Source organism: Amycolatopsis sp. NPDC051373, assembly GCF_040689465.1.
GTDB lineage: Bacteria > Actinomycetota > Actinomycetes > Mycobacteriales > Pseudonocardiaceae > Amycolatopsis.
In genome coordinates, this window is the sequence record NZ_JBFBAE010000002.1 from 379,484 (window position 1) to 403,075 (window position 23,592).

At 72.1% G+C, this 23,592-nt stretch carries 22 protein-coding genes and 2 pseudogenes; 16 read left to right on the top strand and 8 right to left on the bottom strand.

Annotated features, from left to right (window positions below; all coding sequences use genetic code 11):
- Nucleotides 1–10: 10 nt before the first annotated feature.
- The 3 genes from AB0383_RS05470 to AB0383_RS05480 are packed head-to-tail and all read right to left on the bottom strand — an operon-like array spanning nt 11 to nt 5,660.
- Nucleotides 11–1,846, bottom strand: a complete 1,836-nt coding sequence (locus AB0383_RS05470) for a beta-galactosidase family protein (protein ID WP_366185362.1) — start codon at nt 1,844–1,846, stop codon at nt 11–13.
- Nucleotides 1,847–1,867: 21 nt separating this feature from the next.
- Nucleotides 1,868–3,766: a beta-N-acetylglucosaminidase domain-containing protein gene (locus tag AB0383_RS05475; RefSeq protein ID WP_366185364.1), complete on the bottom strand. Its 1,899-nt coding sequence runs from the start codon at nt 3,764–3,766 to the stop codon at nt 1,868–1,870.
- Between the two features lie 16 nt (nt 3,767–3,782).
- Complete coding sequence (locus AB0383_RS05480; RefSeq protein WP_366185366.1) at nt 3,783–5,660, bottom strand: alpha-L-fucosidase; 1,878 nt, start codon at nt 5,658–5,660, stop codon at nt 3,783–3,785.
- Between the two features lie 289 nt (nt 5,661–5,949).
- Here AB0383_RS05480 and AB0383_RS05485 point away from each other — a divergent pair, with 289 nt between their 5' ends.
- On the top strand, nt 5,950–7,065 hold the full coding sequence (locus tag AB0383_RS05485) for a glycosyltransferase (protein WP_364182547.1): 1,116 nt from the start codon (nt 5,950–5,952) through the stop codon (nt 7,063–7,065).
- Here the strand turns inward: AB0383_RS05485 and AB0383_RS05490 are convergent.
- Nucleotides 7,062–7,529, bottom strand: a complete 468-nt coding sequence (locus AB0383_RS05490; RefSeq protein WP_364182550.1) for a DUF417 family protein — start codon at nt 7,527–7,529, stop codon at nt 7,062–7,064. The two genes, AB0383_RS05485 and AB0383_RS05490, sit on opposite strands and share 4 nt — an antisense overlap.
- Nucleotides 7,530–7,725: 196 nt before the next feature.
- Here AB0383_RS05490 and AB0383_RS05495 point away from each other — a divergent pair, with 196 nt between their 5' ends.
- Nucleotides 7,726–8,499, top strand: coding sequence for a methyltransferase domain-containing protein (locus AB0383_RS05495; RefSeq protein WP_366185368.1), 774 nt, complete (start codon nt 7,726–7,728; stop codon nt 8,497–8,499).
- Between the two features lie 14 nt (nt 8,500–8,513).
- A complete protein-coding gene (locus tag AB0383_RS05500; protein ID WP_366185370.1) occupies nt 8,514–9,119 on the top strand; it encodes a TetR/AcrR family transcriptional regulator in 606 nt (201 codons plus the stop codon).
- Nucleotides 9,120–9,297: 178 nt separating this feature from the next.
- On the opposite strand, the gene AB0383_RS05505 is transcribed toward AB0383_RS05500, so the two are convergent.
- Nucleotides 9,298–9,720: a MarR family transcriptional regulator gene (locus AB0383_RS05505; RefSeq protein ID WP_366185372.1), complete on the bottom strand. Its 423-nt coding sequence runs from the start codon at nt 9,718–9,720 to the stop codon at nt 9,298–9,300.
- Nucleotides 9,721–9,799: 79 nt separating this feature from the next.
- Between AB0383_RS05505 and AB0383_RS05510 the strand changes: the two genes are divergently transcribed.
- Both AB0383_RS05510 and AB0383_RS05515 read left to right on the top strand, forming a co-directional pair.
- Nucleotides 9,800–10,732 (top strand): zinc-binding alcohol dehydrogenase family protein, encoded by a 933-nt coding sequence (locus AB0383_RS05510; RefSeq protein ID WP_366185374.1) that lies wholly within the window; start codon nt 9,800–9,802, stop codon nt 10,730–10,732.
- A 131-nt stretch (nt 10,733–10,863) separates the two neighbouring features.
- The gene (locus AB0383_RS05515) at nt 10,864–12,303 is read left to right on the top strand and encodes an MFS transporter (RefSeq protein WP_366185376.1); all 1,440 of its coding nucleotides are present in this window, start codon (nt 10,864–10,866) and stop codon (nt 12,301–12,303) included.
- 75 nt (nt 12,304–12,378) lie between these two features.
- Here the strand turns inward: AB0383_RS05515 and AB0383_RS05520 are convergent.
- Together AB0383_RS05520 and AB0383_RS05525 are read right to left on the bottom strand one after the other, a co-directional pair.
- Nucleotides 12,379–12,606: pseudogene (locus AB0383_RS05520) on the bottom strand (potassium channel family protein); the annotation flags it as partial.
- 185 nt (nt 12,607–12,791) lie between these two features.
- On the bottom strand, nt 12,792–14,207 hold the full coding sequence (locus AB0383_RS05525) for a DUF2252 domain-containing protein (RefSeq protein ID WP_364182567.1): 1,416 nt from the start codon (nt 14,205–14,207) through the stop codon (nt 12,792–12,794).
- A gap of 112 nt (nt 14,208–14,319) precedes the next feature.
- On the opposite strand from AB0383_RS05525, the gene AB0383_RS05530 reads away from it, so the two are divergent.
- The 11 genes from AB0383_RS05530 to AB0383_RS05580 all read left to right on the top strand — a co-directional run bounded on the left by AB0383_RS05530 (nt 14,320) and on the right by AB0383_RS05580 (nt 22,824).
- Entirely contained in the window at nt 14,320–15,654 is a 1,335-nt protein-coding gene (locus AB0383_RS05530) for a diacylglycerol kinase family protein (RefSeq protein ID WP_366185379.1), read from the top strand.
- A 91-nt stretch (nt 15,655–15,745) separates the two neighbouring features.
- Nucleotides 15,746–16,198, top strand: a complete 453-nt coding sequence (locus AB0383_RS05535; protein WP_366185381.1) for a hypothetical protein — start codon at nt 15,746–15,748, stop codon at nt 16,196–16,198.
- A gap of 94 nt (nt 16,199–16,292) precedes the next feature.
- Nucleotides 16,293–16,871: an HD domain-containing protein gene (locus AB0383_RS05540; protein ID WP_366185383.1), complete on the top strand. Its 579-nt coding sequence runs from the start codon at nt 16,293–16,295 to the stop codon at nt 16,869–16,871.
- A complete protein-coding gene (locus AB0383_RS05545; RefSeq protein WP_354874595.1) occupies nt 16,868–17,359 on the top strand; it encodes a DUF1269 domain-containing protein in 492 nt (163 codons plus the stop codon). Before AB0383_RS05540 ends, AB0383_RS05545 begins: the two co-directional genes overlap by 4 nt.
- A 16-nt stretch (nt 17,360–17,375) precedes the next feature.
- Complete coding sequence (locus AB0383_RS05550) at nt 17,376–18,677, top strand: hypothetical protein (RefSeq protein WP_364182580.1); 1,302 nt, start codon at nt 17,376–17,378, stop codon at nt 18,675–18,677.
- An 11-nt stretch (nt 18,678–18,688) separates the two neighbouring features.
- Nucleotides 18,689–19,141, top strand: coding sequence for a hypothetical protein (locus AB0383_RS05555; protein WP_366185386.1), 453 nt, complete (start codon nt 18,689–18,691; stop codon nt 19,139–19,141).
- Nucleotides 19,125–19,592 carry an RDD family protein gene (locus tag AB0383_RS05560; RefSeq protein WP_366185388.1) on the top strand — a complete coding sequence of 156 codons (468 nt, stop codon included), beginning with the start codon at nt 19,125–19,127 and terminating at the stop codon, nt 19,590–19,592. The genes AB0383_RS05555 and AB0383_RS05560 overlap by 17 nt, the downstream gene beginning before the upstream one ends.
- A 100-nt stretch (nt 19,593–19,692) precedes the next feature.
- Complete coding sequence (locus tag AB0383_RS05565; RefSeq protein ID WP_366185390.1) at nt 19,693–20,076, top strand: YbaB/EbfC family nucleoid-associated protein; 384 nt, start codon at nt 19,693–19,695, stop codon at nt 20,074–20,076.
- Nucleotides 20,077–20,079: 3 nt separating this feature from the next.
- Nucleotides 20,080–21,210 carry a hypothetical protein gene (locus AB0383_RS05570; protein ID WP_366185392.1) on the top strand — a complete coding sequence of 377 codons (1,131 nt, stop codon included), beginning with the start codon at nt 20,080–20,082 and terminating at the stop codon, nt 21,208–21,210.
- Complete coding sequence (locus AB0383_RS05575) at nt 21,101–21,835, top strand: SDR family oxidoreductase (protein ID WP_366185394.1); 735 nt, start codon at nt 21,101–21,103, stop codon at nt 21,833–21,835. Before AB0383_RS05570 ends, AB0383_RS05575 begins: the two co-directional genes overlap by 110 nt.
- 41 nt (nt 21,836–21,876) lie before the next feature.
- Nucleotides 21,877–22,824, top strand: a complete 948-nt coding sequence (locus tag AB0383_RS05580; RefSeq protein WP_364182601.1) for an RNA polymerase subunit sigma-70 — start codon at nt 21,877–21,879, stop codon at nt 22,822–22,824.
- A 102-nt stretch (nt 22,825–22,926) separates the two neighbouring features.
- Here the strand turns inward: AB0383_RS05580 and AB0383_RS05585 are convergent.
- Nucleotides 22,927–23,232, bottom strand: a pseudogene (locus AB0383_RS05585) (YciI family protein); the annotation flags it as partial.
- Nucleotides 23,233–23,592 lie beyond the last annotated feature (360 nt).

Consider the following 23,592-nt stretch of genomic DNA (forward strand, 5'->3'; position numbering starts at 1 on the left):
CGGCCGGGTCTCACCCCAGATCGGTCTCCGCGCGGATCTCGAGCGTCTCCCCCGGCTGGTGCAGCTCCAGCACCACGAGCTCGTTGCGCCCCCGCCGCCACAACGGCGCCGGGGCGTAGAGAGTCCGTTGTGGACCGCGGCTCCAGTAGCGGCCCAGGTTGAAGCCGTTGAGCCAGACGATGCCCTTCTCCCAGCCCGGCAGCGCGACGAACCCGTCGGCGGGCGCCCCGATCGTCACCGTGGCCCGGTGGAAGGCCGGACCCACGCCCGGAGCATCCGCGGTGAAGTGCACTGTGGACAGATCGTCGAGCGGCAACGGCCGGATTTCCCAGCCGAAGAGCTTCTGCTGGGTGTTCATGGCGACCCACCCGTCGATGCCCTTGCGGTCGGCGAGGTACGGGCCGTAGTTGATCCGGCCCATGGTGTCCACGAGGATGTCGAGCTGGTTCTCCGCTTCCTCGAACACGAGGTCCACCGTGGCGTCGGGAGTGTTGCGGTCGAGGACGCCGACCTGCTTGCCACCGGCGAAGACCAGCGCACGGTCGGCGAGGCCGTGGATGCTCAGGGTGCCGTTGTGCCGGCCCTGCACCTTCGTCCGGTAGTGGATGAGCCCCGTGACCTGGCCGAGCTTCTCCATCGGCAACGGCTGCGGCGAGCGCACGACCTTCGACAACGCGGGCAGCGACTCCAGCAGCGACGCCGTCGCGTCCGGCTTCACCGTCTGCGGCGCCAGCCGCGGTGAACGGCCGGGGATCGGCCCGTCGGGCAGCTTCGTGTACTTGCCGATCACGGCCCGCAGCGCGGTGAACTTCGCGCCGAGGTCGCCCGCCTCCCCCACCGGCGAGTCGTAGTCATAGCTCGTGACGGTGGGCTGGTAGGTCGTGCCGGAGGTGTTGGCCCCGCTCGTGAAACCGAAGTTCGTGCCGCCGCACGCCATGTACAGGTTCACCGACGCGCCCGAGGCGAGCACCGTGTCGATGTAGCCCGCCATCTGCTGCGGGTCGCGGGTGTTGTGCTGCTCGCCCCAGTGGTCGAACCAGCCGTCCCAGAACTCCGCCATCATCACCGGCTTGCCGGGCTGGAACTTCTTCAGCGCTTCGAGACTCGGCACCGGATTGCCGTCGCCCGTGCCGACTTCGAGCGTGCCCGGCAGCGAGCCGAAGCGCATGAAGAAGTCCGACGCGCCGTCGGCCGCGAACAGCAGGCTCGTGCACCCGCGCGAACGGAGGCTGTCGCGCAGGTGCGCCAGGTACGAGGTGTCGTTGCCGTAGCTGCCGTACTCGTTCTCGATCTGCACGGCGATCACCGGCCCGCCGCGGTGCGCCTCCAGCGCGGCCAGGCGCGGCACGAGGTGGTCGTACCACGCGTCCACGGCCTTGAGGTACTTCGGATCGGCGCACCGGAGTTCGAGGTCGCGGTCGGCAAGCAGCCACGCGGGCAGGCCGCCGAACTCCCACTCCGCGCAGATGTACGGGCTCGGCCGCACGATCACCCGCAGGCCCACCTCGCCGGCGGTGCGGATGAACTTCGGCAGGTCGCGCCGGCCGCTGAAGTCCGGCAGGCCCGGCTTCGGCTGGTGGAAGTTCCACGCCACGTACGTCTCGACCGTGTTCAGGCCGAGCGCCCGCAGCCGCTCCAGCCGGTCGCGCCACTGGTCGGGGTGGATGCGGAAGTAGTGCACGGCACCCGAGATGATCTGGAACGGCTTGCCGTCCAACAGGAACTGCTCGCCGGACACGGTCAGTCCCCCACGACCCGCCGCGTCGGCGGGCCCGGCGAACACCGTGCTCGCCACGGCCAGCCCGGCGACCCCGCCGAGGAAACTCCTCCTGCTCACTGCACTCACGAAGCTCTCCGTCCTTCGGGGTCAGCCGAGCGTCGCGGCCCGGACCTGGGTGATGAACGCGTCGAGGACCCCGTCGCCGACGAGCGCCTGCCGCACCCCCCATCGGTTGGTGTCGCCCGTCTTCACGGCCTGGGCCCGCGCGACGAGATCGTCGGCGGACGCGGTGAGCCGCTGCGCCGCCTTGGCGTCACCACGTCCGGCGGCCGCGAGGGCGTCGAGCTGGTCGACCATCGCGCCACCCCACAGAGCCGTCGCGTCGAGCCACGGCGAAGCCTCGTCGACGAACGCGCTCTCCACCCGGCCGCCGCGGATCACCTTCGCGGCATCGCGGATCTGCACCGCGTACTCCCGCAGGTCGGCCACCCGGTGGTCGCCCGCGTTCCACCGCTGCCAGAACGCCTTCGTCTTCGCCGCCAGCACCGGGGCCTGCGGCTGCCACGGCGTCGGGCCGAACGTCGGGGCCAGGTGCTCGAGGTCGGCGAACACCTGCAACGCGGCCGTGGCCCGGGCGTCGCCGCCCGCGAGCCGCGCAAGCGCTTGCGGCCACGACCGCTCCGGCGAGTACCCCGCGTCGTTCCACGCGAAGTCCGTGGCGCCGAACTCGGCGACCTCGCTGGCCGCCTCCTGGTTCATCGGGTTGGCGACGATCCCGTTGAGGTACTGCGAAAGCCCGGCCTCGCGCTGGGCGTAGGGCGCGAGCAGCAGGCGGCCGGCGGATTGCTCGTAGTCGTTCACGGGGTAGTTGTCCCAGAGGAACACTTTACGGCCGTACACAGTGGACACCTGCTGCGCCTCGTCGGTGGTGACGCTCGGCGGCACCACGTCCGTGCCGGTCCACTGCACGACCACCGACGGGTCGAGGTTCTCGCGCAGCTCGGTCTTGTACGGCGAGTCCTTGAGGTCGCTGTACTCGGTGGGCACCGTCTGCAGTGGACGGGCACCGTCGTGGGTCTCGACGAAGCCACTCGTGATCGCGTTGAGCAGTGACACCTGGGCCTTGCCCGCCGCGGCCTGGCCGGGCGCGCCGAACGCCGTCTGGTCGGCGGCGCAGTTCCACTTGGTGTAGGAGATGTCGTCGAACGGGATCGAGAACGACCGCACGCCGAGGTCGTACACCGACTGCAGCTTCGCCTTCACCGCGGCGAGATCGTCGGGCGAGGAGAAGCAGATCGACACGCCGGGCGAGAGCGCGTAGGTGAAGTCGACGTGGTGCTCGGTCGCCGACCGCACCAGCTGCCCGAGGGTGGCCAGCTCGTCGGCGGGGTAGGGATCGCGCCACTGCGCGCGCAGGTAGGCGTCGTCCTTGGCGCTGTAGACGTAGGTGTTGGCCTTGACCTCGCCGAGGAACGCGATCTGCCGCAGCCGGTCGGCGGTGCTCCACGGCGGGCCGTAGAAGCCCTCGATCGACCCGCGCAACGCCATGTTCGGCCAGTCGCGCACGGCCACGCCGCTGATGGCCCAGCCGTGACCGGACCGGACGAACAGCTGCCGCAACGTCTGCGCGCCGTAGTACTGGCCCGAGCCGTCGCGCCCGGCGATCACGATCTCGCCGCGCGTGGTGGTGAGCGAGTAGCCCTCGGCCTGGGCCGGTGCGGTGGTGCCGGCGCCGAGGCGGACGACCAGCGCGTGGCCGTGACGGGGTTCTCCGGCCACTGTGGTGACCTTGCGCGCGCCGTGCTCGCGGAACAGCGTGGTGACGAGGTCTTTCGCGGCGGCGTCGGTGGTGCCGTCGATGACGAGCACGACTTCGTCGGGCACGGCGACGTCGGCCGAGTCGCGGGCGAGTGACTGCGGTGTGGGCGTGACGACGGGTAGCGGCTGGGGGTGGTCGGGCGCGGCCGCCGCGGGCTGCGTGACGAGCGCGGCGAGCGAAACCCCGGCCGCGAGCACGGCGGCCAGGTGGCGCTTTCGTGAAGTCATCAAGGGATCCCTCGGGTCAGGCGGCCGGTGCCACGGTGCGGTACAGGGCGAAGGTCGAGAGGTACGGCGTGGCCCGCGCCTGGGTGATCACCACGCGCAGGTGGCTGGTCGTCACGGGTGCCGACAGCGTGACCAGGCGGCTGTAGCCGATGGTGGTGACGGTGCCGAGCGTCTGCCACGCGCCGTCGACCTCGGCCTGCACGGTCGCGCCCTCCACGTGCTGGCCGCGGCTGATGTCCTCGCCCAGGCGAATCTGGTCGAACGACGCGGGCCGGGCGAGCGGCACGTCGAGTGTGCCCGCGAGCGCACCGTGCGGTGGGGTCCAGGACGTCGTCAGCGAACCGTCGGTGACCGCGGCGACGGCCTTGTCGCCGGGCCGCGCGTGGGCCTGGTTCACCTGCGTGGCGGCGACGGATTGGCCGAAGGCAGCCAAAGCCGCGACGTCCGCGGGGGCGAACTCGCCGTCCGGGCCGGGTGGCACGTTCAGCAGCAGCGAGGAGTTGCGGCCCACTGTGCGCCGGTAGATGTCGACGAGTTGCGCGGCGGTTTTCGGCTGCTCTCCCGCGTGGAAGAACCAGCCGGGGCGGATCGAGACGTCGGATTCGGCCGGCGCCCACTGCAGGAAGCGCACGGACGGGTCGGCGAGCACCTGGCGCGAGCCGAGGTCGGTGGCCGTCGCGCCGCCGAGGAACAGTTCCTCGTTGTGCGCGGTGTTCGGGTCGCCGGTCGTCGGCAGCGGGCTCCACTCCGTGGTCCGCGCCTGGCCGGCCTCGTTGCCGACCCAGCGCACGCCGGCCGGCCCGGCGAACGTGACGGTGTTCGGCGAAAGCGCGTGGATCATCGAGAACCAGGTGGTGAAGTCGTAGTTCTCGCTGACGCCGCGGTCGCGCCACGGGTTGGCGCCGTCGAGCCACGGCTCGTCGATCGGGCCGTACTGGGTGAACAGTTCGTAGAGCTGGTTGAGGTAGTAGGTGTTGTAGTCGTCCTCGTTCACTCTGAAGCGCGGCAGCTTCCCGGCGGCCAGCGCGGCGGCTCGGTCGTCGTGCGCAACCAGCGTGGGGATCGTCCGTTCGGTCACGGCACTGCCGGTGCCGTAGCGGCCCTGGCCCTGCGGGGCGCTCGCGCGGTCGTCGTAGGTGGCCTGTTCCTCGATGGACAGCGACTGGCCGGCGGCGACCTTCGCCTCGATCCGCTTGACCTCGTCGGCGAAGAAAGTCGCGGGCAGCTCGGCGCCGTCGGCGGGCGAGAGGTAGACGCCGACCTCGAGACCGGCCTTGCGCGCGGAATCCACGTAGTCGCGCAGGATGTCGCCGCGCGGGTTGGTGCAGCCCGCGTCGCGCGCCTGCCAGAAGGCGGACGGGTCCTGCGAGTGCGTGGCCTGCGCGGCTTGTCGGGCGGCGTCGGCCTTCGGGTCGGTGCAGCCCGCGCTGAGCCACCACGGGCTGGCGACGACGGAGTGGTCGGTGTAGCGGGTCGGGTAGAGCACGAAACCGTCGTGGTGCTTGGCGGTGAGCATCACCTGCGTGACGCCGGCGGCCTTGAGCGAGCGCATCCACTGGTCGGTGTCCACGGCCGGTGGCGCGAACGTCGACTCCTTCTCGGCGCCCGAACCCCATTCGCGGTCGGTGAAGGTGTTCATGCCGAAATGCGTGAACGCGGTGACGGGCCGCTGCTGCCAGGCGAGCTGGCCGGGCCGTGGCACGACGGCGGCGGCCTTGGCCAGGACGCGGTCCATGTCGTCGCACGGCTGGACGGTCATGATCGCCGCGGTCTTGATCGGTCCGGTGCAGCCGCGGTCCGGCTGTGCGGCGGCACCGGGCGTGGCCGTGGATCCGGCCACGGCGAGGGAAAACAGTGCGGCCAGAACGGCGTTCCGGCGCGTCGAGATCGGCACGTGCTCCTCCTGACGGGTCCGCGCGGCCGCGTGCCCCGGTGGCGGCCGCCGAAGAGCGGGTGGATCGCCCAGCACACTAGGTGCGTGATCCATCGGATGTCTAGACCTACTCGGAGGAGGTGCGCTCGGCTGTCCGTTCCCTGTCTTCCCGCGGAATCTGTGTTTGCACCTGGTTGGCGCCGTTCACTCGGGACTGGAGTTTCCAGCTAGAGAGAGGTCAGTCGTCCGATGGGTCTTGACCGATGCTGTCGTCGAGCCAAGGCCTGATCGCGGCGCTAGGATCCGCGGAGTGCTGACGGTGCTCGGGTGGCTCACGCTCGTGGTGTGGCTGGGACTCGCCTTCGGCCACGGCTGGTTCTGGCGAACGGACCAGCGGTTGCCGCCGTTGGCGCGGCCGGCCGAGTGGCCGTCGGTGGCGGTAGTGGTGCCCGCGCGCGACGAGGCGGCCGTGCTCCCGACGACGTTGCCCGCTCTGCTCGCGCAACAGTATCCGGGCGAGGCACGCGTGATCCTCGTCGACGACGACAGCTCCGACGGCACCGGCGACCTCGCCCGGCGCTTCGGCGGTGCACCCGGCACGTTACCGCTGACCGTGGTGACGCCGGATCCGTTGCCGCCGTGCTGGACGGGCAAGCTGTGGGCGGCCGCGCGTGGCGTCGCCGAGGCGGGCGCGGTGGATTTCGTGCTGCTGACCGACGCGGACATCGAGCACGGCCCGGGTTCGCTCGAAACCCTCGTGGCGGCGTGCGGTGAGCACGACCTCGTGTCGCAGATGGCCGTGCTGCGCACCGCAACGCCGTGGGAACGGCTGATCGTGCCGGCGTTCGTGTACTTCTTCGCGATGCTCTACCCGTTCCGGCGCGTGAACAACCCGCGCTCGCGGGTGGCCGCGGCCGCCGGCGGGTGCGTACTCCTGCGCCGCTCGGCCCTCGAACGCGCCGGTGGTCTCGCGGCCGTCCGCGGCGCCGTGATCGACGACGTCGCCCTGGCCCGCGCGGTGTCCGCGGCGGGCGGGCGGACGTGGCTGGGGTTCGCGATGAACGTCCACAGTGTCCGGCCGTACCCGCGGCTTTCCGATCTGTGGCAGATGGTGGCGCGCACGGCGTACACGCAGTTGCGACACTCACCGCTCGTGCTGGCGGGCACCGTGGTCGGCCTGGCTCTGGTGTTCCTCGCTCCCCCCGTGCTGACGTTCGCCGGCCCGTCGTGGCCGGCGCTGGCGGCGTGGGTGCTGATGGCGGCGACGTTCGTGCCGATCGCGCGCTACTACCGGCAGTGGCCGGTGCTCGGCGCGCTGCTGCCGGTGACGGCGTTGCTGTACACATTGATGACGCTCGATTCGGCGCGCCGGCACTTCACCGGCCGTGGTGCCGACTGGAAGGGGCGGAACTACTCGTCCACTTAGGACTCCTCAAGGTTCAGCGACCGGCCCAGGGTCCAGATCGACGCGCCGAGCAGCACCACGTCCTTGAGCAGGAACTGGCCGACCGGCGACAGCGCGGGGAAGCCGCCCGCGGCCGCGTCGCCGACGCCGGGGGTGGTGAGGAAAAAGCTGAGCGTGGTCAGGAAAATCAGGATCCCGAGCGCACTGCCCACAGCGGAAACCCGGGGCGCCCACGGGCCGGCGGCGATGAGAACGGCCGCGGCGAACTCGACCGCGCCGAGGACGATCGCGAGGGGTTGCGGGTCCAGAACGTGGTTCGTCCAGCTCAGGAACGGGCTGTGCGAGACGTACTGCTGGATGCGCATGGCTTCCGACGCCGTCAGCTTGAGCACCGCAATCCACGCGACGACCAGCACGAGCCCGTAGCGCACGCCGAGCCCGCCCACGGCCTCGGCGTGTCGTCCCAGTGTGACCCGAGAAACCACGGGCTCCCCCTTCGTCGTGATCGGATGTCCGGCCGACGGTAACCAAGATCAGCTCGGAGGCCGAGGTGGCGGAGCCTTACGAATCGCTGACGTGATCATGACCGTCCACATCGGACCGGTTGACAGTCTCCGGCACCGCGGGTCATGATGAACACTTGTTCATGAACGTGTGTTCACAACGCTCGAGGAGGAGCTCATGACCGGGATCGTCAACACGGCGCAGGCGGAGGCGTGGAACGGCTACGAGGGTGGGCACTGGGCGGAGCACGCCGATCGCTACGACGCGGTGAACAGTGGGTTCAACCCGTTTCTGCTGGCCGCGGTCGGTCCGGGCGACGACGTGGTCGACCTCGGGTGCGGCACCGGGCAGCTGACGCGGCTCGCGGCGGCGCGGTCCGGGTCCAGCCGGGCGCTGGGCGTCGACCTGTCCGGGCCGATGCTCGCGACGGCACGGGCCCGGAGTGCCGCGAACGTGATGTTCGAGCAGGGTGACGTGCAGGTTTTCCCGTTCGCCGAGGGCTCGTTCGATGTCGCGTTGAGCCGGTTCGGGGTGATGTTCTACGCGGATCCGGTGGCGGCCTTCGCCGGCGTGCGCCACGCGCTTCGGCCGGGCGGGCGACTCACGTTCGTGTGCCTGACCGAGCTGGCAGGAACCGACCTCGGGACCGTGTTCGGCGCACTGGCGCCACTGCCTTCGGGCAGCGGGCCGACGTCGCTCGCCGATCCCGCGCACACGCGCTCGGTTCTGGCGGAGGCGGGGTTCCACGACGTCACGTGCACGCGGGTCGAGGCCGACCAGGTCTGGGGCCGCGACGTGGCCGACGCGGCGGGGTTCATCGCCGGCTGGGGCCCGGTTCGGCATCATGCGCGGGGCGCCGAAACTGCGCTGGTGGAGGCCTTGCGCCCGTTCGCCGAACCCGGCGCCGTGCGGCTGCGGGGCGCGGCGTGGCTCGTCACCGCCACCCGGTGAATACGATGGCGGAGATGTCACCGAGAACAGCAGCCGCCCTGCGCGACGGGGACCGCAGCCTGCGCGAGCACCTCATCGCGACAGCCGGCGCGCTCATGGCCGAGGAAGGCGCGGCGAAGCTGACCGTCCGCGCGATCGCCCGCCGCGCCGGCGTCGCGGACGGCGTGCTGTACAACCACTTCGCCGACAAGGAAGAACTCCTGGCGCACGCGCTGCGCGCCCACGTCCGCGACGCCGAACGCGAGCTGGGCGACCTGCCGGCTCCCGGCGAAGGCACGGTCGAGGCCAATCTGCGCGCGCACCTCACCTACGGGCTCGCCCTGCACCGCGCCATCCTCCCCACGTTCGCCGGCCTGCTCGCCCACCCGGCGGTGCTCACGCGCTTCGCGTCCCTGACTGCCACGGCTACCGAATGGCGCGACCGCCTGCTGACCTACCTCCACGCGGAACGCGACCTGGGCCGGCTCTCCCCCGCCGCCCGCCTCGACGCCGCCGCGGCCCTGCTCGTCGGCGCGTGCCACGAGACGGTGTTCTCCGCCCTGGTCCCCCACACGGGCCCGACCCCGGCACCGTCGGTCGACGACGTGGTGGCGACGGTGCTCGAAGGCATCGGCGCCTGAGGATCAGCGGCCGACTCATCGCGGCTCGCCGCCTCGGCAGTGCCTCCGGACAGCGAGGCCCGAGCCGAGCGCATCCCCGCGCGCCGGCAGCCACTCGCGGCACTGCGCCGCCCATCCAATCGGGCTCGTCGCGGCGGTCCAGCGGTAACCATCGGCAAGTCGGTTCCCGCGACGCGCGTCATCCCGCCGCGGCCACCACGAAACTGGCCAGCTGAGCCAAGCGGGAACGTTGCACCTCGGTAAGTCCTGCGGTCAACGCCTCCAGCCGGCGCCCCACCTCCGCCGCACCCTCGCGTGCCAGGGCGTGCCCCTCAGGGGTGAGCGACACGAGCACGCCGCGGCCGTCGTGCGGGGCCGGGGTGCGCTGGACCAGGCCACGGCGTTCGGCGCGGGTGACGAGGCCCGTGGTGCTCGACTTGTCGAGCTCGAGGTGCCGCGCGAGCTCCTGCATGCCCGGCGTGCGGTCGCGCAGGATGCCGAGCAGGCGCAGCTGCACGAGCGACAGTCCGTGCTCGGCGGCGACGTGGACGAGCTCGCCCTGGACCAGGAAGGAAAGCTGCGCCAGGCCGTCGACGATGCCCAGGTCCAGTGGTTGCTCCATGGGCGACAGCGTACTTGACGTAGTACGTGGCGCAAACTGATTTGGTTTGTTCCACGTACTAAACCGAAGGAGAACCGCCGTGTACGCAGCTGTCGTGCGGTCGTTCGAACGGCCGCCCCGCTACGAAGAGTTCGACACGCCCGAAGCCGCCGGCGGGCACCTGCTGGCGGAGGTGCTCGCGGCCGGCCTGCACCCACGCGTGCGGTCCGGCGCGGGCGGCACGCACTACACCAGCGACGGGCGGCTGCCGATGGTCCCGGGTGTCGACGGGGTCGGCCGGCTGCCCGACGGGCGACGCGTGTACTTCGTCGCGGGCGACGACGTGCCCGGGACGATGGCCGAGCGCGCGGTGGTCGATCCGCGGCGCGCGGTGGAGCTGCCCGCCGGCCCCGACGCCGTGGTGGTCGCGGCCGCGATGAACCCGGCGATGTCGTCGTGGGTGGCGTTGCGGCGACGGGTCGATTTCGAGCCGGGGCAGAGTGTGCTGGTGCTCGGCGCGACGGGCAACGCCGGGCGGCTGGCGGTGGAGGTCGCGCGGCACCTCGGGGCCGGCGAGGTCATCGCGGTCGGGCGGGATCCGCGGCGGCTGGAGCTGCTCACCTCGCTCGGTGCGACCTACGTCGTGGCGACAGCAGAAGCGGACAAGCTAGCCGCTGACGTCGACGTCGTGCTCGACTACACCTGGGGCGCCCCGGCCGAGCTCGCGATGCGGGCACTCGTCACCCACCGCGCCGAGCGCAGCAAACCGCTGGCCTGGGTGCAGATCGGCTCCCCCGCCGGCGCCGACGTCACCCTGCCCTCGGCCCTGCTGCGCGCGGCGAACCTGCGGATCATGGGCAGCGGTCAGGGTTCGCTGACCGCCGCCGGCATCGTCGCCGAACTGCCGTCCCTGCTCGACGAGCTCGCGGCCGGCACCTTCACCACCGCCGCGAGGGCCGTCCCGCTCGCCGACGTCGAGAGCGCCTGGACGGCCCCGTCCGACCCCGGCGAGCGGATGGTCTTCACACCCTGAACCCTCGGGCGGCCCCAGTGCCCGCCCGGTGCCGGCGTCCGGCGAGCCGGGCTCCGGCGGGTCATCCGCAGCAGGTGATGCCGTCGAAGACGCGGGTTCGCAAGGTGGGGCATCGAGGAGAGGGGCCCCCGATGGCCACGGGATCGAAGAGCGTCTCCGCTTCCGCCGTCGTAGTGCCGCTCGCGCTCGGGCAGTTCATCGCGAGCTACGCGGCGACGAACATGAACGTGGCGATCAGCACGATCGCCGACGACATCGGCACGTCGGTCATCAGCATCCAGACGGCGATCACGCTGTTCACGCTCACGATGGCCGCGTTGATGATCCCCGGCAGCAAGCTCACGGACTTCCTCGGCCGCAAGGTCTGCTTCATCGCGGGCCTCGTGATCTACGGCTCGGGCGCGCTGCTCTCGTCGTTCGCGCAGGGCATCGGGCTGCTGATCGTGGGGTACTCGCTGCTGGAGGGCATCGGGTCGGCGCTGCTGATCCCGCCGATCTACATCCTGGTCACGGTGGTGTTCGAAGACGTGAGCGCCCGCGCCCGCAACTTCGGGATCGTGAGCGGGGCGGCGGGGCTCGGCGCGGCGGCGGGGCCACTGCTGGGCGGTCTGATCACGAGCTACCTCGGCTGGCGGGCGTCGTTCCTCTTCCAGGTGGCCGTGATCGTGCTGATCATCGTCCTCGCCTTGCGCATCGTCGACCCGCCGATCGCCGAGCGCCCGCCGCACTTCGACGTGTGGGGCGCGGTGCTGTCGGCGGCCGGGCTGTTCTTCGTGGTCTTCGGCGTGCTGCAGAGCTCCACCTACGGGTGGCTCAAGTCGCGGGAGGACTTCACGGTCGGTGGCACGGTGGTGATCCCGAAGGGCGGCATGTCGCCGGTGTGGATCTACGTCGCGATCGGGGTCGTGCTGCTGGCGATCTTCTTCCTGCACCTGCGGCGCGTGGAGCACGCGGGGCGCGCCCGGCTGTTCTCGCTGAAGATCTTCCGCAGCAAGGCGTCGAACCTCGGGCTCGTCACCCAGGTGCTGCAGTGGCTGGTCATGCAGGGCGCGTTCTTCGTGACGTCGGTGTTCCTGCAGCAGATCCGCGGCTTCAACGCGATCGAGACAGGGCTGGTGCTCGTGCCCGCCACCATCGGCATCCTCGCCTCGTCGGCCCTTGCGGGACGGATGTCGCGGCGCCACTCGTTGCGCAGGCTGATCCGGGCCGGCTTCAGCTCCACGACGCTGGGCCTGGTGCTGATGCTGGTGCTGGTCCGGGAAGACTCGAGCGTCTGGACGTTCACGCCCGGGCTGTTGCTGATGGGCATCGGGGTCGGCGTGATGCTGACGGCGTCGGTCAACCTCGTGCAGTCGAGCTCGCCGGAAGAGGCGCAGGGCGACATCTCGGGCGTCTCGCGCAGCGTGTCGAACCTCGGCTCGTCACTGGGCACGGCGCTGGTCGGCTCCGTGCTCGCCGGCGCGGCCGTCCCGGGCAACGGGCCGTTCGGCATCGCCCTGATCATGCTCGTGTGCCTCGGCCTCATCGGGGTGGTCACGGCGCTGCTGATCCCGAAGCCCGCCAGGCGGTAACCGCGAACGGCTGCGCTGCACGGCCGTCAGGAGCACCCGCAACGCGACGCCGACCACCAGAAGGTTCGCGATCATCTGCGCCGTGACCAGCAGTCGCGCGGCCTGCGTCACGGGCACGATGTCGCCGAACCCGACCGTCGCGAACACCGTGACCACGAAGTACAGCGAGTCGGTGCGATTCAGCGGCGCGCTGAAACTCTGCGGCACGTTGTACTGCAGCACGTAGTAGACGTTGGCGAACACCAGCAGGAACAGCGGCACCACCAGCGCCAGCGCCTGGATCCCCTGCAACGCCGGGCGCATGGAGCGCAGGATCACGCGCGCCTCGACCACGACCAGGACCACGACCAGCGTGACCCCGACGACGAGCCCCACGATCGTCCAAGCGTCGAGCTGCCGGTCCACCGGGAGCAGGTAGTACACGGCGATGAGCGTCGCCACCGTCAGCACGGGGCGCAGCACACCCGGGCCGAGCAGCTGCCGCGCCTTCACCGCCCGGACTCGGCCTTGACCGCACCCGTCTTGATGGCCTCGGTCAACGCCGCGTGGTCCTTCTCGTTCTGGTCGGCGTAGTCGCGCGTGAACTCGGCGATCGCCTGGTCGAACGAGTCACCGGAGCCGACGTAGGCGCCGATCGCGACGCTGTCGCCGGTGCGGGCGTGGGCGCGCGCGAGCGTCCACGCGCACAGCATGCCGTAGGTACGCAGGTCGTGCGGGTCCATCGTCTCGACGTTGGCCGAGCCCTTCCAGTCGCGCAGCTGGCGCAGGTAGAAGTCGCGCGGGCGGTCGTCGGCACCGGTCACGTGGACCCAGCCGAGGAAGATGTCGCTCACCGTCTGCATCAGCCGCTGGCCCACGACCACACGGCGCCCCGCGTTGTCGTAGTCGCTGGGCCCGGCGAACTCCTCCAGCACCGACGGGCCGGCTTCCTTCGCCTGCAGGAACAACGGGTCGCGGTCGTCGTTGCCGAGCAGCAGGACCATCCAGCACCGCGTGCCGACGCTGCCGACACCCACGACCTTGTGCGCCATGTCCACGATCCGGTAGCGGTCGAGCAGCACGCGCCGCTCGGGTTCCAGTGTGGCGCGGTAGGCCTGCAGGATCGAGTTCAGCTGCTTGCGTACCTCGTCCACCGCCTTCTTGGTGTGCGCCATCTCCTCCAGGGGCAGCACGATCGGCGGGTCGGGCTTGATCTGCACGTTGCCGTCGGTGACCGACGTGAAGCGGCGCAGGGCGCCGAGGTTGTCGTGCGCCTGAGCCGAGGCCATGCCCTTCTCGATCATCCGGCGCCGGCGCCCGCCCAAGCGATGGGCGTACAAGGCCTCCACCTGACCGACGTCGGCGTGCGCGTACCAGACGTCGAGCGCGGTACGCTCGCCGAACTCCCGCATCGCTTTGCGGTACTGCGCGATCGTCGCGACCACCACACCGCGGCACTGGCGGGCGGAGAACCCGTTGTGCCGGCTCGCGATCTCGAGGCTCGCCGCGAGGCGCTTCACGTCCCACTCCCACGGCCCGGGCAGGGTCTCGTCGAAGTCGTTGATGTCGAACACGAGCTTGCGTTCCGGCGAGGCGAACACGCCGAAGTTGATCAGGTGCGCGTCGCCGCAAGCCTGGACCCGCAGCCCGCTCACCGGCGTGCCGGACAGGTCGCTCGCCATCGGCAGCGCGGCACCGCGGAAATAGGTGAACGGCGACACCGCCATGCGCCCGTAGCGGATCGGCAGCAGCTCCTCGACCCGCGATTCGTCCTGGCGCGCGAGCAGTTCCAGCGGATCCGGGCGGCCGCGTTCGCGCGTGAACCCGGCGTGGCTCGACCGCGGAGCGGCCGCACGGGCCGCCTTGCCCCGCGCGATCCGGTCTTCCCGGGATTCGGCCGTCGAACGTCGTGAGGTGAGCACCATCGGGGCAGCTTCACCCGCCGGCGAGCGCCTTTCCTCCCCCGCACGGGGTGAGACGAAGCATCATCCGGACGGGGTGACGACACGGGGCCGCCCGCCCACGCAGGGTCGGCGCATGACCGGCCCTGCTCCGTCGCTGGCCCGGCGCGCGTGCGCTCTGGGCGCCCTTCTCGCGCTGGCCGCCGCGATCGTCGTGGCGGTCATCGCCGCGGTCAGGAGCCCGGGGCAGCTGGTGCTCGCCGTCGTGCTGCTGGTGATCGCCACGATCGCGGCCTGGGCCGCGCTGGTCCGCCACGGGCTCGCGCGGATCGTGCTCACCATCGTGGCGGTCCTCGCGCTCGCTGCGATCGCCCTGCTGCCGGACCTGCGCACATTCGTGGTGCTGCCGCTGGTCCTCGGGCTGACGGTGCTCGCGGCCCTGGCCGCCCGGGTGGCGATCGGCCGCGACCTGGCCCGGCGGGTGCGGGCCGACCGCGTCGGGCCCGCGCGCCACGGCGTGCTGCTGATGAACCCCCGCTCCGGCGGCGGGAAGGTGGCGCAGTTCGACCTCGAACGCGAGGCGCGCGAACGCGGCATCACCCCTGTCGTGCTGCGCCGCGGCGACGACCTGCGCGAGCTCGCCGAAGAGGCCGCCAACCACGCGGACGTGCTCGGGATGGCCGGCGGCGACGGTTCCCAGGCGCTGGTCGCCGACGTCGCGCGCCGCCACGGGCTGCCGTATGTGTGCGTGCCCGCCGGCACGCGCAACCACCTCGCCCTCGACCTCGGGCTCGACCGCGAGAACGTGACCGCCGCCCTCGACGCGTACGGCGAAGCGGCCGAGCACCGCATCGACCTCGCGCTGATCGGCGACCGGGTGTTCGTGAACAACGCTTCGCTCGGCGTGTACGCCACGGTGGTCCAGTCTCCGGGCTACCGCGACGCCAAGGTGTCGACAGTGGCCGGTCAGCTGCCGCAGCTGCTGGGCCCCGACTCCGAGCACTTCGACCTCCAGTACCGCGTGCCCGGCGAGGACAACCGCCCGCCGGCCGACATCGTGCTCGTGTCCAACGGCGCCTATCGCCTCGACCGCCTCAGCGGCTTCGGCTCGCGCGAACGGCTCGACAGCGGCTCGCTCGGCATCGTCACCGTGAGCGTCGACCGGGCGCGCGACCTGCCGGCGCTGGTCACCGCGGAGCTCACCGGCCAGCTCGCCCGCTACCCCGGCTACCGGGAGTGGCAGGCCGAGGAGTTCGTGGTGAGCTCGGGACAGTCCCTTGTGGACATCGGCGTCGACGGCGAGGCGCTTCGGCTGGAACCACCACTGCGGTTCCGCACGCTGCCCGGCGCGCTGCGCGTCCGCGTGCCGCTGGACGCGCCCGGCATCGCCCCCGCGGCGGCCTCACCCAAGGGCATGGGCGAGGCGCTGCGCGTGCTGTTCCGCGTGCTCGCCGGACGGCCGGCCCGCTGACGTCCGGAATGGAGGGCTTCATCCGCACCGGGCGAAGCGCCCGCGAGCCCGGCCGTCGAAGATGTCCGCGGCCAGGAGAAGGGACCCGACCATGAGCGATCACGCTGTGCGCCCGGCCGCACCCGCGCAGGAGTTCCCTGCCGACGAGGAGTCCGGCTGGGCCCGCTGGATTTTCTTCGGTGCCACGATGATGCTCCTGCTCGGGAGCTTCACCCTGGTCGAAGGGCTCACGGCACTGCTCGACCCGCAGTACTACGCCGTGACCGCGCACGGGACCCTGCTGTTCAACCTCACCGGCTGGGGCTGGGTGCACCTGGTGCTCGGCGTGGCCGCGGTGGTCACGGGGCTCGGGCTGTTAGCGCGGGCGAGCTGGGCCCGTTACCCCGGCATCGCGATCGCCGGGCTCAGCGCCTTGGCGCACCTGACTTTCCTGCCCGCCGCGCCGTTCTGGGCGCTGGTCGTGCTCACCCTCGACGTGCTGGTCATCTGGGCGCTGGTCGCACATGCCCCCGACGCACTCCGAACCCGCCCCAGCCGCCGCTGAACCGGCGACGCGCCCTCGAGGCCCGCTGATCGCGTGGGCCTGGCGCCTCGCGCAGCGCCACCTTTCGCACGAACTGCCCCGGCGGTGGCAGCACGTGCAGGGAGTCGCGAAGTGCGGGCGGCAGGTCGGGCCGAGCCTGCTGCGCGCCGGCGAGGAAGAGCTGCTCGTGGCGGCCGCCCTCCTGCACGACATCGGCTACGCGCCCGGGCTCGTCGTGTCCGGCTACCATCCGCTCGACGGCGCCCGGTTCCTCGTCGCGGTGTCGGCACCGCCCCGGCTGGTCAACCTTGTGGCCCAGCACTCGGCCGCCCAGTTCATCGCCGAGGAGCGCGGACTCTGGGCCGACCTCGCCCGCTACCCGGACGAGCGCACCGTGCTGCGCGACGCCCTGTGGTTCTGCGACATGCGCACGACCCCGGACGGCCGCCCGACCGACTTCGCCGAGCGCATCACCGGCATCCGCGCCCGCCACAGCCCCTGCTCACCCCTCGTGCGCGCGCTCGACGCCGGCGCGCAGGCCGCCCGGCACGACGCGGTGCGGCGCACCGAGCTGCGGCTGGGGGCCGCGGCGGTGCGGCGGCGGGTCTCACCCCGCAGGGGCGAGGCGGACGGGGCCGCGCCGGGCGACGGTGGCGTCGGCGCAGCCCGCGAACCCGACAGGAGAGCACGATGACGACGCTGACGGTGTGGAAGTTCGACAGCCCCGACGGAGCCGACAACGCGGTGGACACCCTCCGGAGCCTGGCCAAGCAGGAACTGATCGCGATCCACGACGCGGCCACCGTGTCTTGGAAACCCGACGCCAAGAAGCCGAAGACCCGCCAGCTGCGCAACCTCACCGCCGGCGGCGCGATGAGCGGGATGTTCTGGGGCATGCTGTTCGGCCTGATCTTCCTGATGCCGCTCATCGGCGCCGCCATCGGCGCGGCCACCGGCGCGCTCGCCGGATCGCTGACCGACGTCGGCATCGACGACGACTTCATCAAGTCCGTACGCGACAAGATCACCCCCGGCACCTCGGCCCTGTTCCTCATGTCCAGCGACGCGGTGGTCGACAAGGTGAAGGCCGCGATCGAGGCCGGCGGCCACAAGCCGGAGCTGCTGCAGTCCAACCTGTCCGCAGAGCAGGAAGCCGCTCTGCGGGAGATGATGTCGAGCTGATCGGACCGGGCCGGTCATGTCGGAGCGCACAGACCACTTCACCGAGCCGACCGCGGACGAGCGGGCCGAGCTGGAACAACTGCGGCTCGAAGTGGCCCGGCTTCGGGCCACCCGCGAACGCCGCCACGTCAGCTGGCGGCCGATCGTGTCCTCGATCCTCATCGTGCTCGGCTGCATCCTCGCGCCGCTCGCGCTCGCGTCGGTGTGGGTGAACAACCAGATCTCCGACACCGACCGGTTCACCGCCACGATGAGCCCGCTGATCCGCGACCCGGCGGTGCAGGCGGCCGTGACCGACCGGGTCACCGAGGCGATCTTCACGAACATCAACGTGAAGGCCATCGCGACCGACGCCGTCGGCGCGCTCGCGGCCCAGGGTGTCCCGCCGGCCGTCACCGACCGGCTGGAGGCCCTGACCGGTCCGCTCGCGTCGGGCGTGCAGAGCTTCGTGCACGGCCGTGTCGCGACCCTCGTCGCCAGCGACCGGATCGCGCAGACCTGGGACCGCGTGATCCGAACAGCCCACCAGCAGGCGGTCGCTGTGCTCGACGGGTCGGCGTCGGCCATCGCGATCCAGGGCGACAAGGTCGTGCTCGACCTCGCGCCGTTCATCGACGACGCGAAGCAGCAGCTCGCCGCCGACGGGCTCACCATCGTGAACCGCATCCCCGAGGTCCACCCGACGATCGAGGTCGCCGACGCGGCCGGCCTGGTGAAAGCGCGCTCGTGGTACACCACCTCGGACCGGCTCGCGACGTGGCTGCCGTGGATCGCGATCGTGCTGCTCGCCGCGGGCGTCTACGTCGCCCAGCACAAACGGCGAGCGCTCATCGGCGCCGCGCTCGGGTTCGCGTTCAGCATGCTGGTCCTCGCGATCGGGCTCGCGATCGGGCGCACCATCGTCGTCGACGCGGTCCCGAGCCGCTCGGCGGCGCCGGTCTCGGCGGCGTTCGACATCGTGCTGCGGTTCCTGCGCGACGGTCTGAGAACCCTGTTCGCGGTCGGGATCGTGGTGGCGCTCGGCGCCTTCCTCGCCGGTCCTTCGTCGACCGCCGTGCACATCCGCCAGGGCGTGGTCAAGGGACTGACGTGGCTGCGTTCGCGCAGTGGCCTGCGCGCCACCGGCCTCGGCAAGTGGGTGCACTCCTACCGCGTGGCCCTGCGCGCCGGTGCCGTCGCGATCGCCGTGCTCGTGTTCCTGTTCCTCGATCGGCCGAGCGGGCTCGCGGTGCTGCTGATCGCCCTCGTGCTGCTGGTGGTCCTCGCCGTGATCCAGTTCCTCGACGTCCCCGGCGACCGGCCGGCGGCGACCGGCTGAAAGGGGACGCCGTGAACGACGAGCCCGACCGCGTCGGCGCGGTGCTGGGGCTGGGCGCGGTGGCGCTCAAGGCCGGCTGGTGGGCGTCCACCCCGCTGCGGCGGGCGGGCTGGGCCGTGCTGACGGCCGCCGTGCCCGAGGACGTGGCGCGCCGCGCGGTGCGGGACGTGGTGACCGCGGCCGCCGCGGTCGTGCTCGACGCGGTCGACGTGCCGAAGCTCATCGGCGAGCACGTGGACCTCGACGCCGTGCTCGCCGAGGTCGACATGGCGGCCGTGGTGTCCACACTGGACTTCGGTGACCTCGTGGCCGCGATGGACCTGCCCGAGGTCGTGCGGCAGTCCAGCGGAACCGTTGCGGGGGAAGCGATCCGGGGCGTGCGGGGTGCCGGGGTGAACGCCGACGACGCCGTGGCCCGCGTGGTCGGCCGCGTGCTGCGGCGCCGTGGTGACCGGCCCGCCTGAGGGGCCGGCGGGCTTCGTCACGCGCCTGGTCGCCGCCGTGCTCGACGCGGCCGTGACCGGGCTGCTCACGGTCGGCGGCTACCTCGCGGTGGTGGCGGCGCTGTTCGCGGCGTCGCCGCTGTCGTTCCGGTGGCCCGCGGCACCGCCGGCACTGGCCGGCGGGATGTCCGCGGCCGTCGCGATCGTGTACCTCACGGTCAGCTGGGCCACCATCGGCCGCAGCTACGGCGCCGCGCTGCTCGGCCTCCGCGTCCTGGGCCGCGGCCGGCGCCTGGGCTGGGTCCGCGCCGCGGCCCGGGCGCTGTTCTGCGTGGTCTTCCCGATCGGGCTGCTGTGGGTGATCGTGAGCCCCCACCGCCGGTCCCTGCAGGACGTCGTCCTCCGGACGACGGTCGTCTATGACTGGGAGACCGACGGCGGAGCGCGGGTGTCCACAAAGGATGTTGTATAGGTCGTTATACGATCCGGCGGCCGGAAGGTGCCACGCCCCCTCACCGGGCCGCCCGCGCACGCCAGGCTTCGTCGCGACGGCCCCACGAGCGGAGGCTGCGATGGACGAGAACCGGGTGCTGAGCTACGAACCGGTCGCGGTCGAGCGGCCGGCCGAGGAGGTCCGCGGGATCCAGCGCGAGCTCGCCGCGGTCGTCGAGGAGGCCGAGTCCGGCGACGGCCTGGTTTTCGTGAAGGTGGCCGCGCGCGGTGACGTGGTGGAGCTCGACCTCGCTCCCCGCTGCCCCGGAACCGAAGGGAGACAACGAACATGGCATTCGACTCCGCCGGCGCGCACCTCGACGGCGACGGCGTCCGGGCGGCGATCAAGCGCGCAGCAGCTGAGCGAGGAGGGCGTGAAGGCCCTCGCCGACGCCGGGTACGCCGCGATCGCCGGCTACGCGCTCGCGGACACTGCCCTCCGCGACGCGTTCGGGCAGGAGTGAGCCGTGGCCATCGCGGAGCCCGACAACGAGCCGTGGGCCGCCGTCAAGCAGCTCGCGGACGAGTGGCCGCCCGACGACGAGGACGACGTCACCGAGCTCGCCGCAAACTGGCGCGGGGCGGGGAACCGGCGGGCCCAGGCGGGCACCGAGCCGGCCGACCAGCGCCAGGCGCCGGAGCGCGCCTGGCGTGACGAGGCCGGCGGTGCGATGGGCCGGAGCGTGGCCGCGCACGCCGTGACGCTCAGGAACAGCAGCAGAGCGCCCGAGCAGCAGGCCCAGCTCGCCGATCGCTACGCGCGGACCCTCAAGGAGGTCAAGACGGCCATCGCGCAGACGATCGCGGTCAACCCGACGCTGCACCTGCAGTTGGCGAACCCGGCCTACGGCGCCGCGGGGAAGGCCAGGCAGCAACAGCTCGTGACCCAGGCGGCGCAGGCGCTCGTCGCGGGAAAGACGCAAGGCCGGCACGCGCCGGCCCAAGCACCCGACACCGACACGCTCCTGGGCAAGGTCGGCGACGTCGCGGGCATGGTGGCCACCGTCGCGGGCGGGCCGGCCCTGATCCCCGGCGTCGGCGTGGCCGCGCTGCCCGTCGCGGTACTGGCCGGCGCGACCGCGCTCGCCGCGCACGCGATCGACATGATCGGCACCGACAGCTACGACAACCCAACGTCTGACTCGGCCCCGGCGGCGACACGATCGGCCTCGTCCCCGGCGCCCGGGGGGTCGGCGAGGCCGCCGCCGGCGCCGCGAAAGCCGCGGGGCCGTTCGACAAGGTCAGTGCGGGCGTCGACCCCACCGCCCAGGTTCCGGCCGGCGCCGACCTGTTCACCGACCACGATCTCGTCGACAAGGCCAAGGACGGCGCGGGTAGCTTCGGCCTCGAGAAGACGGTTCTCACGGAGGCGCGGAACCCGCACCGCCGAGCCTGCTGTGACCCAAGACACAGCAACAGGCCGACGGTTTTCGCGGCGCCGGGCGGTCTTGATGCGGACCGAGTTCCCTCACCACCCGGGAGTGTCCGATGTCTTTCCAGACCGCCGTCGTCACCGGAGCCGGCCGTGGGTTCGGGCGCGCGATCGCCGTCGCGCTCGTGGCCGCCGGCACGCGCGTCGTCGGGATCGCGCGCAGTGAAGAAGACCTGCTCGCCGTCCGCGACGAGGCCGGCGAGCTCTTCACGCCCTTGGCCGCCGACGCGACCGACGAAACGCTGGCCGCGGTCGTGCTCCGCGACTACCGGCCCGATCTGCTCGTGCTCAACGCCGGCGCGACGCCGCACATGGCGCCGGTGCAGGAGCAGACCTGGGAAACCTTCAGCCGCAACTGGCACACCGACACGCGGCACGTCTTCGAGTGGACGCGCGCGGCGTTGCGCGAGCCGCTCGCGCCCGGCGGCGTGGTCGTGTCGATGTCGAGCGGTGCGGCGCTGGCCGGGTCGCCGCTCAGCGGCGGTTACGCGAGCGCCAAGGCCGCGGTCCGCTACCTGCGCGGCTACGCGGCCGACGAAGCCGAGCGCGCCGGGCTGGGCCTGCGTTTCCTCACGCTGCTCCCCCAGCTCACGCCGACGGCCGGCGTGGGCTCGGCCGGCGTCACCGCCTACGCGGCCCGCCAGGGCGTGGCCCGCGACGCGTTCATCGACAGTCTGCAGCCGGTGCTCACGCCGGAGCAGGTGGCCAAGGCCGTGCTGGAGCTGGCGGCCGACGAGACCGCCGGGCCGGAGCACGTGGTCGGCGGTGCCGGCGTGCGCCCGCTGCCGTGAGCGGCCTCTACAGTGGACTCCCGCGCACCACGGGAGAGGCCATGCCGTCGAACGCTGAGTTCAGCGCGCTGACCGAGCCGTTCCGGCCGGAGCTGCTCGCGCACTGCTACCGGCTGCTGGGCTCGATCCACGACGCCGAGGACCTCGTGCAGGAGACGTATCTGCGGGCCTGGCGGGGGTTCGGCGGATTCGAGGGCCGGTCGTCGGTGCGGCGCTGGCTGTACAAGATCGCCACCACCGCCTGTCTGACGGCGCTGGCGACCCGGGCCCGGCGGCCGCTGCCGTCGGGCCTGGGCGCGCCGGCCGACGACCACCGGGTGCCGGTGGCCTCTCGTGAGCCGTTCCTCGCCTGGCTCCAGCCGGCCCCCGAGTTCGGCGCCGGGGACCCGGCCGTGGCCGCCGCGGCGCGGGCCGGGGTGCGGCTCGCGTTCATCGCCGCGCTGCAGCTGCTGCCCGCGCGGCAGCGGGCGGTGCTGACGTTGCGCGACGTGCTGGCGTTTCCCACTGCCGAGGTCGCGGAGCTGCTCGACACGACCACCGCGGCCGTCGACAGTGCCCTGCGCCGCGCGCGGACCCACCTCGCCGAGGCCGGACCCATCGAGGACGAGATGACCGAACCGACCGGCGAGACCGACCGGGCGCTGCTCGAGAACTACGTGGACGCGTTCACCCGTGCCGACGCCGAAGCGCTGGTCCGTCTCCTGCGCGCCGACGTCGAGCTGGAGATGCCGCCGATCCCGACATGGTTCACCGGCCGCGACGCCGTCACGGGGTTCCTCGCCGCGCGCGTGCTGCGCCCGGGCCGCTGGCGGATGACGCCCACGCGCGCCAACGGCCAGCCGGCCCTCGTCGTGCACCACCGCACCGGCGACGGACCCGACGAGCCGTACGGCGTGCAGGTGCTGACCGTGCGCGGCGGGCGCATCGCGCGCATCACGTCGTTCAACGACCCGGCGCTGGTGCCGGTGTTCGCTCCCTCGTACCGGTGACCGGGCCGGTCCGCCCGCGCGGGCGGACCGGCCGGGGGGGCACGCGGTGGGGGGCGCGGGGAACACGACCACCAGGCGCCCCCCGACCGCGCGAGCGTGGGCGTAGAGCGCCGCGTAGGTCTTCGCGTACTCCACTGCCTCCTCGCGGTTCGCGAAGTTCAGCAGCGCGAAGCCCCCGATGACCTCCTTGGCCTCGGTGAACGGGCCGTCGGTGGCCTTGATGGCACCGCCGCGCGTCTTGCGCACGAGCGCGCCCTTCTCCGACGGGTGGACGCCCTCCGCCGTGATCAGGATGCCCTTCTCGGCCGAGTCCTGGATGAACTCGCCCATCTTGGCGATGAACTCCTGGCTGGGGTTCCACGCCGACGAGTCGCTCTCCGACAGCCGGTGCATCATGAGAAACCGCATGTCCGCTCCTTTGTCCCTCGGGCCGGGATCCGGATTCTTCCCGGAAGCGCTGACCGGCCCACACCGACGCGTCGAACGGCCCCGCTCACGATTCGACAAACCCATCGGGAAGATTTTCGACGACCTCGTGGCCGGGGACCAGCCGAGCCCGGACCCCGGCCACGAGCGTCACGAAACCGCAGGTACGCGCACGTCGGTCGTCGGCCCGGGCTTGATCTCGAACCAGGTGCCGGTGCCGAAGGCGCACGACATGTTGTCCGACGACGCCGACCCGTGCCGGGTCGGATCGACGATCGCCAGGCAGGCGTCGCCGACCGGGGCCTGTGGGGTGCACGCCCCTCCGTGGACGTTCGGTTACTT

Coding starts and splice junctions, on each gene's coding strand:
- AB0383_RS05475 (WP_366185364.1), bottom strand. CDS start 3,766: ATGACTTCACGAAAGCGCCACCTGGCCGCCGTGCTCGCGGCCGGGGTT.
- AB0383_RS05495 (WP_366185368.1), top strand. CDS start 7,726: ATGACCGGGATCGTCAACACGGCGCAGGCGGAGGCGTGGAACGGCTAC.
- AB0383_RS05500 (WP_366185370.1), top strand. CDS start 8,514: ATGTCACCGAGAACAGCAGCCGCCCTGCGCGACGGGGACCGCAGCCTG.
- AB0383_RS05505 (WP_366185372.1), bottom strand. CDS start 9,720: ATGGAGCAACCACTGGACCTGGGCATCGTCGACGGCCTGGCGCAGCTT.
- AB0383_RS05515 (WP_366185376.1), top strand. CDS start 10,864: ATGGCCACGGGATCGAAGAGCGTCTCCGCTTCCGCCGTCGTAGTGCCG.
- AB0383_RS05525 (WP_364182567.1), bottom strand. CDS start 14,207: ATGGTGCTCACCTCACGACGTTCGACGGCCGAATCCCGGGAAGACCGG.
- AB0383_RS05530 (WP_366185379.1), top strand. CDS start 14,320: ATGACCGGCCCTGCTCCGTCGCTGGCCCGGCGCGCGTGCGCTCTGGGC.
- AB0383_RS05535 (WP_366185381.1), top strand. CDS start 15,746: ATGAGCGATCACGCTGTGCGCCCGGCCGCACCCGCGCAGGAGTTCCCT.
- AB0383_RS05545 (WP_354874595.1), top strand. CDS start 16,868: ATGACGACGCTGACGGTGTGGAAGTTCGACAGCCCCGACGGAGCCGAC.
- AB0383_RS05550 (WP_364182580.1), top strand. CDS start 17,376: ATGTCGGAGCGCACAGACCACTTCACCGAGCCGACCGCGGACGAGCGG.
- AB0383_RS05565 (WP_366185390.1), top strand. CDS start 19,693: ATGGACGAGAACCGGGTGCTGAGCTACGAACCGGTCGCGGTCGAGCGG.
- AB0383_RS05575 (WP_366185394.1), top strand. CDS start 21,101: ATGTCTTTCCAGACCGCCGTCGTCACCGGAGCCGGCCGTGGGTTCGGG.
- AB0383_RS05580 (WP_364182601.1), top strand. CDS start 21,877: ATGCCGTCGAACGCTGAGTTCAGCGCGCTGACCGAGCCGTTCCGGCCG.